This window comes from Streptomyces sp. P9(2023), from assembly GCF_032436795.1.
In the GTDB taxonomy this organism is placed as follows: domain Bacteria; phylum Actinomycetota; class Actinomycetes; order Streptomycetales; family Streptomycetaceae; genus Streptomyces.
On sequence record NZ_JAUPWM010000001.1, the window covers coordinates 225,992 to 242,961 of the forward strand.

General features: G+C 71.6%; 9 protein-coding genes. 7 read left to right on the top strand and 2 right to left on the bottom strand.

Going from position 1 to position 16,970, the window contains the following annotated elements:
• The first annotated feature begins 56 nt into the window (after window positions 1–56).
• The 6 genes from Q5762_RS01110 to Q5762_RS01135 all read left to right on the top strand — a co-directional run bounded on the left by Q5762_RS01110 (window position 57) and on the right by Q5762_RS01135 (window position 7,020).
• Window positions 57–1,592, top strand: coding sequence for an FAD-binding oxidoreductase (locus tag Q5762_RS01110; RefSeq protein WP_315889959.1), 1,536 nt, complete (start codon window positions 57–59; stop codon window positions 1,590–1,592).
• A gap of 248 nt (window positions 1,593–1,840) precedes the next feature.
• Window positions 1,841–2,521: a cation:proton antiporter gene (locus Q5762_RS01115; RefSeq protein ID WP_315889960.1), complete on the top strand. Its 681-nt coding sequence runs from the start codon at window positions 1,841–1,843 to the stop codon at window positions 2,519–2,521.
• Window positions 2,522–3,399: 878 nt separating this feature from the next.
• The gene (locus tag Q5762_RS01120) at window positions 3,400–3,855 is read left to right on the top strand and encodes a helix-turn-helix transcriptional regulator (RefSeq protein WP_315889961.1); all 456 of its coding nucleotides are present in this window, start codon (window positions 3,400–3,402) and stop codon (window positions 3,853–3,855) included.
• Window positions 3,856–4,118: 263 nt separating this feature from the next.
• Window positions 4,119–4,646, top strand: coding sequence for a regulator component (locus tag Q5762_RS01125; RefSeq protein ID WP_315889962.1), 528 nt, complete (start codon window positions 4,119–4,121; stop codon window positions 4,644–4,646).
• Window positions 4,643–5,833 (top strand): MAB_1171c family putative transporter, encoded by a 1,191-nt coding sequence (locus Q5762_RS01130; protein WP_315889963.1) that lies wholly within the window; start codon window positions 4,643–4,645, stop codon window positions 5,831–5,833. Before Q5762_RS01125 ends, Q5762_RS01130 begins: the two co-directional genes overlap by 4 nt.
• On the top strand, window positions 5,830–7,020 hold the full coding sequence (locus Q5762_RS01135; protein ID WP_315889964.1) for a cytochrome P450: 1,191 nt from the start codon (window positions 5,830–5,832) through the stop codon (window positions 7,018–7,020). The genes Q5762_RS01130 and Q5762_RS01135 overlap by 4 nt, the downstream gene beginning before the upstream one ends.
• Before the next feature lie 103 nt (window positions 7,021–7,123).
• Here Q5762_RS01135 and Q5762_RS01140 read toward each other — a convergent pair whose 3' ends face one another.
• Window positions 7,124–8,383: an FAD-dependent oxidoreductase gene (locus Q5762_RS01140; protein WP_315889965.1), complete on the bottom strand. Its 1,260-nt coding sequence runs from the start codon at window positions 8,381–8,383 to the stop codon at window positions 7,124–7,126.
• Window positions 8,384–9,116: 733 nt separating this feature from the next.
• Between Q5762_RS01140 and Q5762_RS01145 the strand changes: the two genes are divergently transcribed.
• On the top strand, window positions 9,117–9,239 hold the full coding sequence (locus Q5762_RS01145; RefSeq protein WP_315889966.1) for a hypothetical protein: 123 nt from the start codon (window positions 9,117–9,119) through the stop codon (window positions 9,237–9,239).
• Between the two features lie 22 nt (window positions 9,240–9,261).
• Here the strand turns inward: Q5762_RS01145 and Q5762_RS01150 are convergent, their stop codons facing one another.
• Window positions 9,262–16,773, bottom strand: coding sequence for an SDR family NAD(P)-dependent oxidoreductase (locus tag Q5762_RS01150; protein WP_315889967.1), 7,512 nt, complete (start codon window positions 16,771–16,773; stop codon window positions 9,262–9,264).
• Window positions 16,774–16,970 lie beyond the last annotated feature (197 nt).

Below are 16,970 nucleotides of genomic sequence, written 5' to 3' on the forward strand. Positions count from 1 at the left end.
CCGGGTCCACTTTCCGGTACTCGAGCTACTCGAGCCCACCACGAAGGGGTGCACCTGTGAAGACCGGCCGACGAGAACTACTGCGCACCGGAGCGGCCGTCGTAGCCGCCGGGAGCCTGATCGGGCTGGGCGCCGGCTCCCGACGGGCCACCGCCGGCCCCCGCCCCCAGGCACCCTCCGCACCACCGCCCTTCGCTGGTGAGGACGTCGAGCCGGGCGCGTGGCGCGCACTGAGGCGGAGTCTCAGCCCCGCCGCCGCTCTGTACCGTCCGGGGGCCTCGCAGTACGCGACGCAGGCGGCACCCGACAACCAGCGCTACGCGTCCGTCCGCCCGGCCGGCGTCCTCGCCTGCGCGACCGAGCACGATGTGGCCACCGCGATTCGGTGGTGCGCCACACACCATGTGCCGTTCGCGCCTCGCTCCGGCGGCCACAACTACGCGGGGTACTCCACCACCCCAGGTCTCGTGATCGGTCTGCGCGCTCTGAAGGAGGTGGTCCCGCAAGGGCGGCGGCTGCGCCTGGGCGGCGGCGCCACGAACTCGGACGTGTACGCGGCCCGTGAGTTCGACCTGTACTTCCCCGGCGGGCGTTGTCCGGGAGTGGGCGTCGCCGGGCTCACCCTGGGCGGCGGACTCGGTTTCAACGACCGTAAATGGGGCCTGACGTGCGACCGGCTCACCGAGACCCGTGTCGTCCTCGCCGACGGGACGCTGGTGCGCGCGGCCGACGACGAGAACGCCGACCTGTTCTGGGCCTGCCGGGGTGGAGCGGGCGGCAACTTCGGCATCAACACCGGCTTCGTCTTCGACGCCGTCCCCGTCAGCGGGCTGCGCGCCACCGTCTTCGACGTGAGCTTCGGCCTGGACGCGGGCGTCAAGGTGATGGAGGAGCTGAGGTACGTCCTCGACGGGGACCACCACCACGACTTCGACGTACGGATCGGCTTCAAGCACGCCGGCGACGGGACCACGTCGCTCTGGCTCCTCGGGCAGCGGCTCGGCGACGCGGACGCCCTGCGGCGCCTGTTCAGGCCCCTTCTGCAGCTGCGACCGACACGGACCGTCATCGAGGAACACGGGTTCTGGTCCGCGCAGAACCGCCTCATGGAAACCCCCGGAGCGAAGGACGCCTACGCCTCAAAGTCCCTCGTCCCCGACCGGTGGCCCGGTCCGGACGCGGTGGCCGCCGTCGGCGACTGGGTACGCGGCTGGCAGCCGGGACCCGGCCGGGCCACCGGTTACATCACCCTGTTCGCCATGGGCGGCGACAGCGCCGCGCCTCGCCCGGACGAGACGGCCTACCCGCACCGCCACGCGACATTCGTCGTCGACATCGGCACCCACTGGAAGCCCGGCGCCCCACACTCCGAGGTACGCACGCTCCTGGAACAGACCCGCGCCGCCCACCACATGCTCCGCCGCCGCCTGTCCACCCGCGCGGCCTACGTCAACTTCCCCGACCCGGAGCTGCACGACTGGCAGCACGCCTACTACGGCCCCAACTACGACCGCCTGGTCGCCGTGAAGCGCCGGTACGACCCCGAAGGCCTGTTCCGCTACGAGCAGGCCGTAGGCGGTCCCCGCGGCTGAAACCGCCGCACAAGGCGGCGCCGGCCCCGCCCTCGGAAAGACCGGCATCACCCACCTCCGGGTCCCCGCACTCGTACGTCACGGACTGAATGTCGAAAGCGGCCTGAACGACGGCATGGCGCGGAGGAATGCGTGGTCGGCATCTTCTGTCGCGCCCTGGTACTGAGCACCGCGCTGGGTCTGCTGGTCGGGTGGGTCGGTGGCCGGCTCCTGCAGTGGTCCCGGGCCAAGGGATGGGTCACGCGGGAGTGGCGGCACGTCTATCTGCCGGCGTCGCGGCCGGGGCGTACGAACTCGCCGTCGTGACGTACGGCAGCGGCTTCATCGCCGCCTGGGTAGCCGGGTTCGCCGGCGGGTTCGCCCTTCGCCGTCACCGGATCGAGGGCGGGAAGGGACAGCGGGACCACACAGCCGAGTTCACCGAGAATCTCGGAGGACTCCTCGCCGCGATCAGCCTTCTCGTCTTCGGTGCGGTGCTGCTCGGCCCCGCGCCGGAGCACGTGAACTGGCGGATCATCCTGTGCGCCGTCCTCAGCCTTACCGTGGTCAGGATGCTGCCGGTTGCTCTCTCCCTCGCCGCGAGCGGGCTGCGGCCGCCCACCGTGGCGTACATCGGCTGGTTCGGGCCGCGCGGTCTTGCCTCCGTGGTCCTGGCGCTGCCCGTGGTGGAGGAACACGTCCCGGGGGTGGAGTCGCTCGGGCAGGTGGTCGCCATCACCGTCGGTCTCAGCATCCTTCTGCACGGCGTCTCGGCCGTATCCCTCGCCGAGCGGTACGGCCGCTGGCACGAGAAGGCCTCGGCCACCTCCCGGGATCTGCGCGAGGGCAGCGTGAAGGGCCAGGTCGCCGGAGTGGAAGTGGTTGGGATCCAGCGGCCCACTTCGCAGGGTCGCTACCCAACAGCCACAACCGGGCCGGCCGTGACCTGAGGACGGTTCGGGAGCAGCGGCGCGAGATTGTCCCTGACGAAGTCCGCCGCCCGCTCGATCGACTCTTCGGCGCCGGATCGGTCTTCAAAGACGCTGGTAGAGACCATCACTCCGTCCCCGGCGTCCACCCAGTAGTAAGCCACGAAGCCGGGGACTCGGCGGAGGAGAGGTACGAATCCCTCGTCCACTCGGCGTGCTGCCTCGGTGGAGTCAGTCACTCCTTCGTAACGCCGAATCACAGCGTACATAGCTGATCTCCTCGTGGATCCCAAGGTCGCCTTGCGCGAATCGACCTACCCCCACCGAGCGTCTCTCGCTCGGTGGACGTCCGCACGTGACCCGGATAGGCGTACCGGTGATCCAATGGGGAGCCGCAGGTCGTGGCGGTGCAATCCCGGTTGGTGGCCCCTTTGCACACCATGGCCACCGATCGAAGAGACTGACCTTCCCATCCGGCCGAAGCCACCTGTCGCCGGCATGGCACGGCGCCGGCTTGCGGCAGGCACAACGGCCTGACAGGCGACGCGTCCCCGGACGCGGTACCCGCAGGCCCGTTCCCCGACCGATCGCGTCAGTCGGCGAACGGGACGGCCTCGGGCCTGCGCCTCCCCCGCGTCGCCGCGCGCCGGCCGGGGCCAACCCGGCCGGCGCGGCCACGGCGCTCCGGGCCGTCGGTCGAGCTCACCCCCGTGAAGCTCAACGCCGACCCGGCCCGTGCCGCCACCACCCCCTCGACACTTCAGTGGTGACGAAGCATTGGTAACGTACACCAGAGTGACTGTCCGGCGTCAACCAAAGTGTTGCCGGGGCCGGCCCGATGGGCTTCGAGAAACACTGTGGTGGGCAAAGACTCGGCATCACACAAGGAGGTCGTGTACGTGGAGGATGACCAGTCGCCCACCTTCGCCCAGCTCCTGGACCACCTCTTCCGTGAGGTGCACCCTCCTTCCCGGGGGCCGTACACCTACGCGGAGGTCGCCGAGGGAATCCGCAAGGCCGCGACCGGAGAGGGACGCGGGGTGACGGCGAGTGCCATCCAGCAACTGCGCACAGGCGCCAAGCGGAACCCGACGCGACACACCATCAAGGCCCTGGCCGACTTCTTCGGAGTCCCGGCGGGCTACTTCGTCGACAGCGCGGAGGCCGAACGCACCAAAGCGGAGATCGGCCTCCTCGCCGCCATGCGCGATCAGGACGTCCGCAAGGTGGCCCTGCGCGCCAACGGCCTGAGCGTCGACAGCCTGAAGATGCTGTCCACCGTGATCGAACAGGCCCGGAAACTCGAAGGGCTCACCACCGACGACCCCGCGCAGGACCTCAACCTGGACGACTGAACCGCGCACCGGGCGGCGATCACACGGTCCCCGCCCCGACACGACACCCCCCTGTGGTCGCTCTTCGACAGGGGGGCATCAGGCGTTTCCCGGCACAAGCCCGGCATCCCGAGCCGCACGGCCCTACCGCGGCGGCACCCCGCCCTCGAATGGGAGTCGCGAACATGTCAGCATTGGGGCGCGCGTACGACCCAGGGGGCAGGCTTCGAGGGAGAGGTTCGCCCCGGCCGACCACCCCCGACCGGCGTCACCAGAGTGAGGACATGGACCTTGAGCAGCTTCGCGCCACGTGTGAGGCGCGCATCGAGGCACTTCAACTCCCGCACCGCTTCAGCACCCGCGACCTCCGCGACGCCGTGGCCGAACAACGCGGACGCCCCATCATCCTGCGCCCCCTGAGCACCCTGGGCGCCATGGACGCCCCGTGCGGCATCCGCCTGGAGACCCCGGACGCCGACCTGTTGTTCTACGAGGAGGCCACCTCCCCCCTCCACCAGAACCACATCCTCGCCCACGAGATCAGCCACATCATCTGCGACCACCCCGGCAGCCTGGAACTGGACCAGGACACCCTGCGCGCGATCGGCTTCAACCCCACCCTCGTCCAGCGCATGTCCGGCCGGACCAGCTACACCAGCGAGGACGAACGCGAGGCCGAGGTGATGGCCAGCGTGATCCGACAACTCATGTACCGGGGACGCGAAGGCCCGTCGAGCCGGCCCGCCAGCGGCGCCGAGAGCTGGGACGCGCTGTTCGCCAAGCCACACAGGAAGAAACGCCACCGGAAATGATCAACATCCTCTTCACGGGCACGGCCGTCGTACTGCTGTGCTTCGCCGCCTACTGGGTGCGAGGACGAGGCGGACACCGCCCCACGGGCACCTGGGCGATGGCGGCGCTGCTGACCTCGTTCGCCCTCGCCTTCGCCTCCTACGCCCCCGCCGTGGAGCGCGCGGTCGAGTCGGTGGTCCCCCACGTCGCCCGACTCCTCAGCAACACCTTCACCCTGACGGCGGCCACCTCGGTCCTCGCCTTCCTCTTCCAGCTCAATCTGGACCGCGAGCGGGCCCACCGGCAGATCCGACTGCGCGTCATCGCCCTCGGGATCTCCGTCGCCGGCATGACCGCCTTCTTCGTCGCCGAACAACTCACCGGGCGGAACCCGGTGTTGTACGCGTGCTACGTGCTCATCTACATCTCCTACCTGGGCTACACGGCCAAGGACTTCCTGCTGCAGACCTGGGCCCAGTCCAAGCGCTCGACCCGCCGCAGTCAGCGCTGGGGCCTGCGCACGACCTCGGTCGGCTGTGGCTTCGCCCTCGTCTACGCCGCCTACAAGCTCTTCGCCCTGGTCTCGATCGGTCTCGGCCTGGGGCTCGTTCCCGACGGCGCCCGGTGCTCGACGCCGCTGACCCCCTTCCGCTGCACGTTCAGCGTGACCGCGCCCGCCGTCGCCGTCCTCCTCATCACCGTCGGACTCACCCTCCCCGCCCTGCTGTGGCCGCTCAGCCAACTGCGCCGCCGCCGCTGGGAACGGAACTCGTTCGCCGCGCTGGAACCCCTGTGGCGGGAGGTCACCTCGGCGGTCCCCGAAGTCGTACTCGACCCGGGTAACACCGAAGCCGACACCCACGACCTCGACTTCCACCTCCACCGCCGGGTCATCGAGATCAACGACTGCGTGCTGGCCCTGCGCCGGTACCGTCAGGCGTCGGTACGGGACGCCGCGGCCGCCGAGGTCGCCCGCCGGGGCACGGCCGACACTCCCGAGGGCGAGGCCGAGGTGGAGGCGGCGGTCATCGCCGCGGCCGTCAACGCGAAGCGCGCCGGACTCCCCCTCGACGGCGACGAGGCCCCGCCCGCCGCCGGCACCGGCTCCCGCAAGGGCGACCTCCCGGCGGAGACCGCGTGGCTGCTGCTCGTGGCGGACGCCTACGCGCGGCACCCGGCACCCGAGAACGCGGGAGCGGCCTCGTGACCGCCCCGCGGCAGGACCCGCTGCGCGACCCGCGCTTCTTCGCCGACCCCTACCCCACCTACGACCGGCTGCGCGAAGGCTGCCCGGTCCAACGAATCCCCACCGGCTCCGGCGGACACCACGCGTACCTGATCACCGGCCACCCCGAGGCCCGCGAGGCGTTCACCGACCACCGCCTGTCCAAGGACACGGCCCGCTTCTTCGCCGACCGGCCCTCGAACCGCGACCTGCACCCGGCGATCTCCCGCAACCTGCTGGCGAGCGACCCACCCGCGCACACCCGCCAACGGCGGGTGGCGACGCCCCTGTTCACCACCGGTCGCGTCCGGGAACTGCGCCCGTACATCACCCGGGTCGTCGACGACCTCATGACCGCGTGGCGACCGGGCACGGAGGTCGACCTGGTGGCAGACCTGGCGGTACCCCTGCCGGTCACGGTCGTCTGCGAGCTGCTGGGGGTGCCGGAATCCGACCGGGCCACGCTCGCCGGCTGGTCCCACGACCTCTTCGACGCGACCGACACCGACCGCGTCGACGCCGCGTCACACCGGATCGGCGACTACCTGACCCACCTCGTCGACTCGACCCGCGCCGCCCCCGGCGACGGCCCGCTCCACTCCCTCCTGCGCGACTGCGACGCGGGCGGCCTCGACCTGGACGAGACCGTCTCCCTGGCCGCGCTCCTCCTGGTCGCCGGGCACGAGACCACCACCCACTTCATCGGCAACGCCGTCCTGGCCCTGCTCCGCCACCCGGACGCGTTCGACCGCCTGCGCCGGGACCCGGACCTGATCCCCGGCGCCCTCGACGAACTGCTCCGCTTCGACTCCCCGGTGAGCGTGGCCACCTTCCGCCACAGCACGGAGGACCTTCAGATCGGCGGGATCGACATCCCGGCGGGCTACCCGGTGCTCATCGCCCCCGGGGCCGCGAACCGCGACCCGGCGGCGTTCCCCGACCCGCACCACCTCGACCTCGACCGCGACGCCGGCGGACACCTCTCCTTCGGCCACGGCATCCACCGCTGCCCGGGCGCCCCCCTGGCCCGGGCCGAGGCGGAAATCGCCCTCCGCGCCCTGGTGACCCGCTTCCCGAACACGCGCCTGGCTATCCCCACAGAATCCCTGACCTGGCGCCGAACCCGCCTCACCCGCGGCCTGACCACCCTTCGCCTCACCCTCACCTGACCCACCCCAACCACTGCGCCCGACCCCCGACCGGGAACCCGTGCGGGCTCCGAACGCTCGCCGTTCACCGGCACGGGTTCCGGAACCAAGGCGGAGCCTGGGGTCATGACGCCTCCCGCACCGCGGAGCCGCCGCGGACCGATTCCGCAGGCGGCCGCTCGCGCAGCGCGCCGTACCCGATGAAGTAGGCCGGTACCCGGTTCAGCCACCGCGAGTCGGTGACGAGTTCCGTCAGCCGCTTCGCCCGCTGCGGGTGGCCGAACGCGGCGCGCCCGGCCAGCAGAGGTTCGATGACCTGGGCGTGGGCCAGGCGTTGCAGGCCCTGGGTCACCACCGTCGTGGGCATGCGGCGGCGCTGTACGCGGCGTACGTCGTGAAGCCCCACGGTCCCCGCGCGGAGGGGTTCCACGAGGTAGCGGGCCGCGGCCACCGCGTCCTGTACGGCGAGGTTGATGCCGATGCCGAAGACCGGCGACATGGCATGGGCGGCGTCGCCGATGCACAGCAGCCCCGGCCGGTGCCAGCGGCGCAACCGGTCCAGCCGTACGTCGAGCAGCTTGACCTCGTCCCAGGAGGTGACCGAGTGCGCCCGGTCGGCCAGCCACGGGACGGCCTCCGTGAACTGCGCCATGAACCGGTCCAGGCCTTCGGCGCGCCGCTCGGCATCGGTCCCCTTGGGGATGAGCCCCGCGCACTGCCAGTAGTCGCCGCGGTCGATGAGCGCGCTGAAGAACCGCTCGCCCAGACCTCCCACGAGCCCGCTGGGATCGCCGTCATGGCGCGGTAGCCGGAACCACCAGGCGTCCATCGGGCACGGGAAGCTCTCCAGGCCGAGCTCGGGCAGCTCCCGGGCGAAGGATCCGCGGCCGTCGCAGGCCACGGTCAGCGTGGCCCTGAGCTCACCGGCGGCACCGTCCGCGGTGCGGTACCGCACGCCCGCGACCCGGCCGCGTTCCATCAGGAAGGACGTCGCCTCGGTGTCCATGCGCAGCCGGAAGGAAGGCTCCTTGCCCGCCTCGTCGGCGAGCAGGTCGAGCAGGTCCCACTGCGGAACCATCGCGATGTAGTTGTACTTCCCGTGCAGCGCCCCGATGTTCCCGACCGTGACGAGGGATCGGTCCGGCCCGATGGGCAGTTGCACGGAGGTCACCCGCCGCTGCGGCAGCCGGGCGAACCGCTCGGCGAGTCCGATGTCGTCCAGCAGCGACAGGGTGGACGGGTGCACGGTGTCGCCGCGGAAATCGCGCAGGAAGTCGCCGTGTCTCTCCAGCACGGTGACCTCCACCCCGGCCCGGGCCAGCAGCAGGGCCAGCACCATCCCGGCGGGCCCGCCTCCCACCACACAGCAGGCCGTACGCTCCACGGCAACCACTCCCTTCGCCCGGCATCGGGTCAAGCCCAAACGACGTATACCCCACCAGGGGCGGCGGTTTGCGGTAGCGCCTTGCGAGTCGGCCGCCGACTGCTGGGAGTTGTCGTCAAAGCCTCACGCCCACATCGGGAGCGAAGCGGGGGTGACGGCTGCTTGGTAGTACCTGCCGGCCGTCCTGCAAGCAGCGCGGGGCTTCGGCAAACACGCGGACACACAGCTCAGGACCAGGACCCTGCGCCGGGACGCTCAGTACGGGTTCAGACTGTGTGGTCGCCTGGCTCGCGGGCGTCTCCGCCGCACGACGCTGCCGGGCGGTGCCCTTGGCCTGGCCGGCTGCACACTCTCCAGCATCCGCAGATAGGTCGGCTCGTCCACGAGCGGGACGCCCTCGTCCGCGGCACGACGCAGCTTCCCGGATGTCGCGCCGGGGTCGTTGGTGACGACCAAGCCAGGATTGCGGTACGCAGGGGGCGTCAGCCGGCGCCGGCAGAGGGCCCCGCGTGTCGCCTCCCATCGCCGGGCCGAGCAGGCTGAACCTGGAGTGCTTCTTCGCGGAGCGGCGAGCAAGTCCTTCGCACGGTTGCAGGAGGCCCTGGAGACGTACCGGGCAGGGGCGTGCAGGCCCGCGGCGGCGGCGCCTCGCTCTCGGTCAGGATGCCGGTTGCCCACCTGCGCCTGCCCGACGTGGCACTCCCCCGTCTTGAACAGCTCGCCTCGAAGGTCCGTGGCCGCGACATCCTGGCTCTCCTCGGCGACGAACCACGGCCGTCGGCGCCTGGACGTTCCAGGCACCCCGGTGGCCGCCAACAATCGCCCGTTCTACCTGCCGACGGGGCCGCGCCTCTGATTCCGGGGCCGAGCGGCGGCGCTCACCCTCGCCGCTCCGTGCCGTCGAGTTGGGGGGCCAGTCGCTGGTGGACGACCCGCGCGACGTCGGCCAGTGTCATGGCGGAGCCCAGCAGTTCGGCGGGCGAGACGGACAGGTCGAAGCGTTGACGGAGCCTGACGAGGAGCTCGGCGCCCATCAGGGAGTCCATGCCGTATTCCTCCAGGCGCCGGTGAGGATCGAGCTCGTCGACGTCCATGTGCAAGACCTCCGCCACGAGCGCCGCGAGCATGTCGGTGATCCTGCTCTCCGCCTCCTCCGCGGGCAGGCCCGCGAGTTGTGACAGCAGGTCGCCCTGATCCGCTTCACCGCCGTCTGCCGCGCCGGACACCACCCGCGACCAGCGGGGGCTGTCGAGCAGGGGAAGCAGCACGCGCGCGCGGGTCCAGTCGAAGCGGCCCACGCCGGTCGTGACGGTTCCGTCGCCGAGCAGCGGTCCCGCGGTGCCGAAGGCTTCCCGGGGCGACACCGGTACGAGTCCGACGCGGCTGACGGCCTCCTCCATACCGTGCCGGGCCACGTAGCCCGTCTCCCCGATGGCACCCCAGGCGATGGTGGCGCTGGGCAACGCACCGGCCCGCCGGTGTCGCGCGAGTGCTTCCAGATACGCGTTGCCGGCGGCGTACGGCGCCTGGGTGATGTTGCCGATACGTGCCGAGACGGAGGAGTAGGCCAGGAAGAGGTCCAGTTCCCGCTCCCGGGTGAGGAGGTCGAGCAGCGCGCCGCCCGTCATCTTGGGCGCCAGAACGGCATGCAGGCGGTCGTGAGTGAGGTCGGTCAGGAGCGCGTCGTCCAGGTGCATCGCGCAGTGCACCACACCGCGCAGCCGGTGGCCCGTACCGTCGATCTGCTCGATCAGTCGGCGCACGGCGCCCTCGTCCGTGACATCGACCGCGTACGGGGTCGATGTGACCCCCCGTTCGGCAAGCCGCTTGAGGACGCCGGCCGCCTCGGGCGACCGGTCGCCGCGGCGTCCGGCCAGCGCCAGGTGACGGGCTCCGAGGTCGGCCAGCCAGCTCGCCGTCGCGGCGCCGAAGCCGCTCAGGCCGCCGGTGACGAGGTAGGTGCCACTCGGGTCCAGGACGGGCGGGGCCGGGGTGGGCACCGTGCGAACGGGCTCGTCGAGCGGGTCGAAGGTGACGACGACCTTGCCGATGTGACGGGAGTGTTGCAGCAGCCGGAAGGCCTCGCCGACCCTCGACGCCGGGTACGCGCTGTGCGGCAACGGTCCGTACCGACCCGACGCGACCCGTTCCGTCACCTCGGAGAACACGGTGTCCGTGCCTTCGGGCCCGGTCGGCAAGGTGTTCAGGTCGACGCTGAAGAAGGCGATGTTGCGGCTGAACGGACGCAGGCCGAGCGGCTTGTTCTCGTAGATGTCGCGTTTACCCAGCTCGATGAAGCGCCCACCGTGCTTGAGCAGGTCCAGGCTGCGCGCGATGGCCGCTCCGGCGACGGAGTTCACCACGACGTCGACACCGAGGCCGCCGGTGACCTGGAGCACTTCATGGGCGAAGTCCAGGCTGCGCGAGTCGAAGACGTGCTCGATGTCGAGGGTTCGGAGCCAGTCCCGTTTGGCATCGGTGCCCGCCGTGGCGATCACCCGCGCACCGCACGCGCGGGCGTATTGGAGGGTGGCCAGACCGACACCGCCCGCACCGCCGTGGACGAGCACCGTCTCACCCGGCGTGAGGCGGGCAAGACGGTGCAGGCTGTGGTGGACCGTGGCATGGACGACCGGGAGGGTCGCCGCCTCCGCGAAGCTCATGCCGTCGGGAATGCGGCCGAGCGCTTCGGCGGAGGTGACGGCGTGCGAGGCGAGGGCGGCGGCGGCGAGGCCGAACACGCGGTCCCCGGCCTTCCACCCGGTCACGCCCGGACCCACCTCGGTGACGACGCCGGCGCACTCCATGCCGAGGCCCTGGGCGGTGGGGGTGCCTTCGACCACCTCGTGCGGCAGCAGCCCGTTCGCCGCGAGCGTGTCCCGGTAGTTGAGTCCGGCCGCGCGCACGGCCAGGACCACGTGCCCGGGGCCCGGGCGTGGCAGCGTGGTCCCTTCCCAGCAGAGCCGGTACCGCAGTCCGGGGTCCTGGACGCGCAGTGCGAACGACTCCCCGTCGCAGGGGGAGGTGAGGGGGTCGGGATCCGGTGCCTCGTTCGTCTCCCGGGGTACGTAGCGGCCATGACGGGTCAGGACGATCTCGTCCTCGTCGTCGGGTGCGAGGAGTTCGCCGGCCAGGCGGTGAGCGTCGGCGTCCAGGTCGTCGCCCCGCTCCATGCTGATCCGGCGGATGGTCAGCCGGGGCTGCTCATTGGCCAGGGACCGGGTCATGCCCCACATGGCGGCGTCTCCGGGGTGTGCCGGGGTCTCCGGTGCCGGGAAGAGTCCGCTCGGGCGGGTGACCACCGACAGCCCGATGTCCACGCCGTCCGGCAGGTCCCGGCAGGCGATGGCCAGGGCACGCAGGAGGCCGGCTCGGAACGCGGTCTGCGCCGTCAGGCGCGCGGGATCGGTCTCCGGCTCGGCACAGACGAGGACGACGACCGCCCGCCCGGCGTCGGCGGGCATCGAACGGGCCCAGCTTTCGGACGACGTGTCGGCTGCGACGGTCCCGACCGTGCCCTGGTCATCGGCTCCCGATCGGCGCAGCCGTGCCGCGATCGCCTGTGCCGTCGCGTTCTCGTGCTCGTTCTCCGCGGCCACGATCCAGGTGGTGGCCTCGGTCGGCGCGGGCGCTGCGGCCGGTGCGGCCGGTGGGGCGAGACTGTCGGACGGAACGGACGCGAGCAGGACCGAATAGTGCTCCCTGCAGGGCTCGCGGTCGTCCCCGCTCTGTACCACGTCGGCGAAACCGCACTGCTCCAACAGGCCGGGCCACTGCTCGCGTGCGAGCAGGATGGACCGTGGCCGGAGGTTCTGGTCACTGCGTCGCCAGAAGCTCTCCAGCGTGCCGAACAAAGAGCCCAGCAGCTCCGTGTCGTGCGACTCCACGGCCAGCAGGTGGCCACCCGGCGCCAAGAGGGTGCGAATGCGCCGCAGTGAGGCGGCCACGTCGCTGGTGGCATGCAGGGTGTTGGCGGCGACCACCAGGTCGAACTCGCCTTCCGCCAGGTCCTGGCTGCCTGGGTCGGCGTTGAGGTCGAGGGTGCGGTAGGTGAGGAAGTCATGGGCTGCGAAGCGGTGCTCGGCGCGGGCGAGGAATGTCGGTGAGATGTCGGTGTACGTATAGCGAGTGAGCTGGGGAGGCAGCAGCGGCAGGAGGGCCGCCGTGGTGCCGCCCGTGCCCGCGCCCACCTCCAGCACGCGCAGCGGCCGGCCGGCGGGCCAGTCCTCGAGGAGTCGCCCGACCAGAGCCTGGGCGATGCGGTTGTGGAAACGGCAGATCGGCGCGATGTCGTAGAACTGTTCGTAGACCGCGCCGTCGGTGGCCAGCAGCTCCAGGGGATCCTCGGCGCCACGCAGGACCGCCCCCAAGTGCCGGGCGCGTCGGGCGAACAGGGCGGTCTCCGCGGAGAATGCCGGATGGTCGAGCGCAAGGCAGCGCAGAAGTTCCGCGGCGCGGAAGGCTTCGGCCGTCAGGCGCCACCGCCCTTCCGCCACCCGGCGCACGAGGCCGTACCGCTCCGTCAGCGACAACATGGGCTTCACCAGCCGACGGTGGGTGGTGCGCAGCCCCGCCTCGGTGAGCGTCGTCATGTCGAAGTCGGAGCGGGGGTCTGGCAGGAATCCGCTCAGCACCTCCGCCCAGACGTGTGCGAGGCACTCCTTGGTCTGCGCCTCGAAGTGCTCGTAGCGTGCCTCGCGCCAGGCGGTGCGCAGCTCGGCGATCCGCTCTTCGGCCGCCTCCGCGATGCGGGACGCCGTGCGCGCGTCACGGGGTGGCGGAGGGCTGTCGTGCCGAGGCGCGCCGCGCAGCACGGTGTGCTGGACCTGCACCGGCGTGGTCCCGGCCATGGCGAGGCGGCGCAGGCGGCAGCCCTCGATCTCCACGGCGACGGCTCCGTCGTCGTCGGTGACGGTGATGTCCCAGCAGACCTCGGCGGCGCTGCGGGACCGTTCGCGTACGTGGACCAGGCCCGTGGGCGAGGGGGCGCGCCACACCCGCACGGATGTGAGCGCGTAGGGCAGGTGCGCCGTGGCCGTGCCGGCCGGCTCGGTCAGCAGGGGCGCCCCGGCCTGCAGCGCGCCGTCCAGCAGGGCCGGGTGTGCCTCGTAACCTTCCGTGTCCGGGTCCGGGAGGCAGTACGTGGCCAGGACCTCACCGTTGCCCACCCGTAGTTCGCCCAGCACCTGGAACGCGGGCCCGTAACCGAGCCCGGCGTTCTCGCAGGTGCGGTAGTGGTCGGAGGCGTCGAGGGTACGCGGGCACCGGGTGCGTACCGCCGCGGTGTCGAGGCGTGCCGGGTCTTGGCCGAGCAGGGCCCGCACCCGGGCGCGCACGTGCTCACGCGGTTCCGTGGTGTGGGCGTCGGTGCTGGTCACCGTCAGTACGTCGTCCGGTGTGAGGGCCACGTGGGTGCGCAGGGACTCGGGATCCGGCCACGGCACGGTCAGGGGGCGGTGGATCTGTACGTGATCGACCTGAGCCGGGCCGCCCAGGGCCCGCCGGCCCGCCGCCAGCGCCATTTCCACGTAGCCGGTGGCGGGCATGACGACGGTACCGGTGAGGCGGTGGTCGGCGAGCCAGGGAACCAGGACGGGGTTGACCTCGCTCGACCACAAGGGATGCGGGGCTGGGATCCGCTCGCCCAGCAGGGGGTGGTCGATCCGGCCGTCGCCACCGGAGTTCAGCACCCATTTCTCGGGCGTGCCACACCAGTGGCGCTCGCGCTGCCATGGGTACGCGGGCAGCGTGGCGGGCCGGCCGGGGTGGGGGAAGTGACGCGCCCAGTCGACCGGGGCGCCCGCGGTGAGCAGTCCGGCGAGCGTGCCCCTCATCGCGGCGACACCGTCGGCTTCGCGGTGGAGCGTGGGCAGACAGGTGACGGGGACGGGCAGCGCGGGATCGCTCGCCAGGCGCAACAGGTAGGGGCGCAGCACCGGGTGTGGGCCGATTTCCACGACGACGCCGACGCCGCTCTCGTCCCACGCCCGGGTCACCGCGTCGGCGAAGCGGACGGGCTCGCGAACGTTGCGCCACCAGTAGCCCGCGGCCAGCTCCTCGCCCCGCACGGGGCGTCCCGTGACGGTGGAGATCATGGGCAAGCGGGTGACGGTGGGGGTGAGGCCGGCGAGTGCGTGTGCGAGGGGGCCGCGGACCGGGTCCATGGCCCGGCTGTGGAAAGCGTGGTCGAGTCCGAGGTCGCGGAAGAAGATCTGACGGGCTGCGAGCTCCTCGCCGAGCGCCCCGAGCGCGTCCGGGTCTCCCGCGACCGTGACGTCCGTCGCGCTGTTCACCCCCGCGATCTCCAGGGCTGCCCCGTACGGGGCGATGATCTCGCGGGCCTGTTCTTCGCCCATGCCCGCGGCGGCCATCCGGCCGCTGCCGGCGGTGCCCACCTGAGCTCGGCTGCGTTCGGCGATGACACGTGCGGCGGACGGCAGGTCGAGCGCTCCCGCGGCGTGCGCGGCGGCCACCTCGCCCACGCTGTGCCCGATGACCAGGGAGGGGTGAACTCCTCGGTCCGCGAGCAGCGCGACCAGACCGACCTGGAGCGCGAACAACAGGGGCTGGGCGACGTCGGTGCTGTCCCAGTGCATCTGGCCGGAGAGTCGTTCCGCGGCTGACCATCCCAGGTGCGGGAGGAGGGCCGAGTCCACGTCGTCGACGGCTGCTTTGAAGACCGGCTCGCGGGCCATGAGATCGGCGGCCATGCCCGGCCACTGCGAGCCGTTGCCGGAGAAGACGAACGCCACGGTGTCCCGGCTGCCGGCAGTGCCGACGACGCCGGGGGGCCGTCGTGTGGACGGGGAGGTGCCCTCGGCGGGGAGGAGCTGTCGCAGCCGCCCGGCGGCCTCCGGGGCCGAGCCCGCGATGACGACGGCCCGGTGCGGGTGGGCGGTGCGCCGCACGCAGCTGGTGCGGGCGATGTCGTAGAACTCGTCCGGCCCGGTGACGGTGTCCAGCTGCTCCGCGACCTGCTTCGCCAAGTCCCGCAGCGCGCCCGCCGACCGGGCCGACACGAGGACGGGCAGCGGACGGTCCCCGCCGCCGCGGGAGCCCTCGTGGCGGCGGGGCGCGTCGGCGGTGGTCGCGGGGGTGACGACGACGTGGGCGTTGGCGCCGCCGAAGCCGAAGGAGTTGACGCCCACGACGGAGGCCTCGGTCAGGGTGACGCCGCACGGTTCGACGACGGGGGCGAGCCCGAGGCCGGCGAAGTCGATGTCCGGATTGAGTGGTTCGGCGTGGAGGGACGTGGGGATCCGTCCGTGGCGCAGGACGAGCAACGCCTTGAAGAGCCCGGCCATTCCGGAGGCCGGCTCCAGGTGCCCGAGGTTGGATTTGACCGAGCCCATCGGCAGCGGACCGCCGCGGCGCCGTCGTCCGAGTGCGCGGCCGATGGCGGCGGCCTCGACGGGGTCACCGACCGGCGTACCGGTGCCGTGCGCCTCGAAGTACACGAGGTCGTCGGGGTCGACGCCGGCATCTGCGTAGACGGCACGGAGCAGTTGCTCCTGGGCCTCCGCGCTCGGCAGCGCCAGCCCCTGCGTATGGCCGTCGCAGTTCGCCCCGGAGGCGGCGATCACGGCGTGGACGCGGTCCTCGTCGGCCAGCGCGTCGGCCAGTCGCTTGAGCACGACGACTCCCCCGCCCTCGGCCCGGACGAAGCCGTCTGCCTCGGCGGAGAACGCCGAACAGCGTCCCCGCCGGGACAGCATTCCGGCCTGCGAGAAGCCGATGAACCCCTGAGGTCCGAGCAGCACGTTCACACCGCCCGCGAGGGCGGTGCGGCCGTGGCCCTCACGCAGGAAACGGCATGCCCGGTCGAGTGCGACCAGTGACGAGGAGCAGGCGGTGTCGATGGCCATGCTGGGGCCACGCAGATTGAGGAAATGCGACAGGCGGTTCGCCGCGATGGAGGGTGCGCCACCGATCATGGTGTAGGGATCCACGCTCTCGGTCATGCAGAGCTGCAGAACCCCGTAGGAGTGGTCGGAGATTCCGATGAACACCCCTGTGTCGGAGCCGGCCAGCGACGAGGCGGGCATCGCGGCGTCATCGAGGGCCTCCACCGCCATCTCGAGCACCATGCGGTGCTGTGGATCCATCCGGGCGGCCTCCCGGGGAGAGATTCCGAAATACGCCGCGTCGAATCCGGCGATGTCGGGAAGGAACCCACCGGCCGCCGTGTACGACTTTCCGGATCGCGGGTAATTCCGGTCGACGAAACGGCTGATGTCGAACCGGTCCGCGGGCACCTCACCGATCAGTTCCCGGCCTTCTTCCAGCGCCGTCCAGAGCCCCGACAGGTCATTGATTCCGCCGGGGAGCCGGCAGCCGACACCCACGATGGCCACGGCTGCGTCACGTTCACCGGCCCGGATCCGTCCCATGCGCACGGTGCCTCCACAAAGGAAAATGGTGGGTGACGAAAACCCCTCGGATCACGTCCCACGGTTCGCAACCTACGATGCACCGAGCTGATGGAGTCGGTGTACACGCCGAATGGGATTCCTCCGAATCTCGTCCTTTTGGGATTGATGGCGCGGTTACCTCGCGGGCGGGACCGCGAAATGAACGGATCGCGCTA

What these genes read in the sequence shown, in the direction of transcription:
- Q5762_RS01125 (WP_315889962.1), top strand. Translation starts at nt 4,119, where the DNA reads ATGGACCTTGAGCAGCTTCGCGCCACGTGTGAGGCGCGCATCGAGGCA.
- Q5762_RS01130 (WP_315889963.1), top strand. Translation starts at nt 4,643, where the DNA reads ATGATCAACATCCTCTTCACGGGCACGGCCGTCGTACTGCTGTGCTTC.
- Q5762_RS01150 (WP_315889967.1), bottom strand. Translation starts at nt 16,773, where the DNA reads ATGGGACGGATCCGGGCCGGTGAACGTGACGCAGCCGTGGCCATCGTG.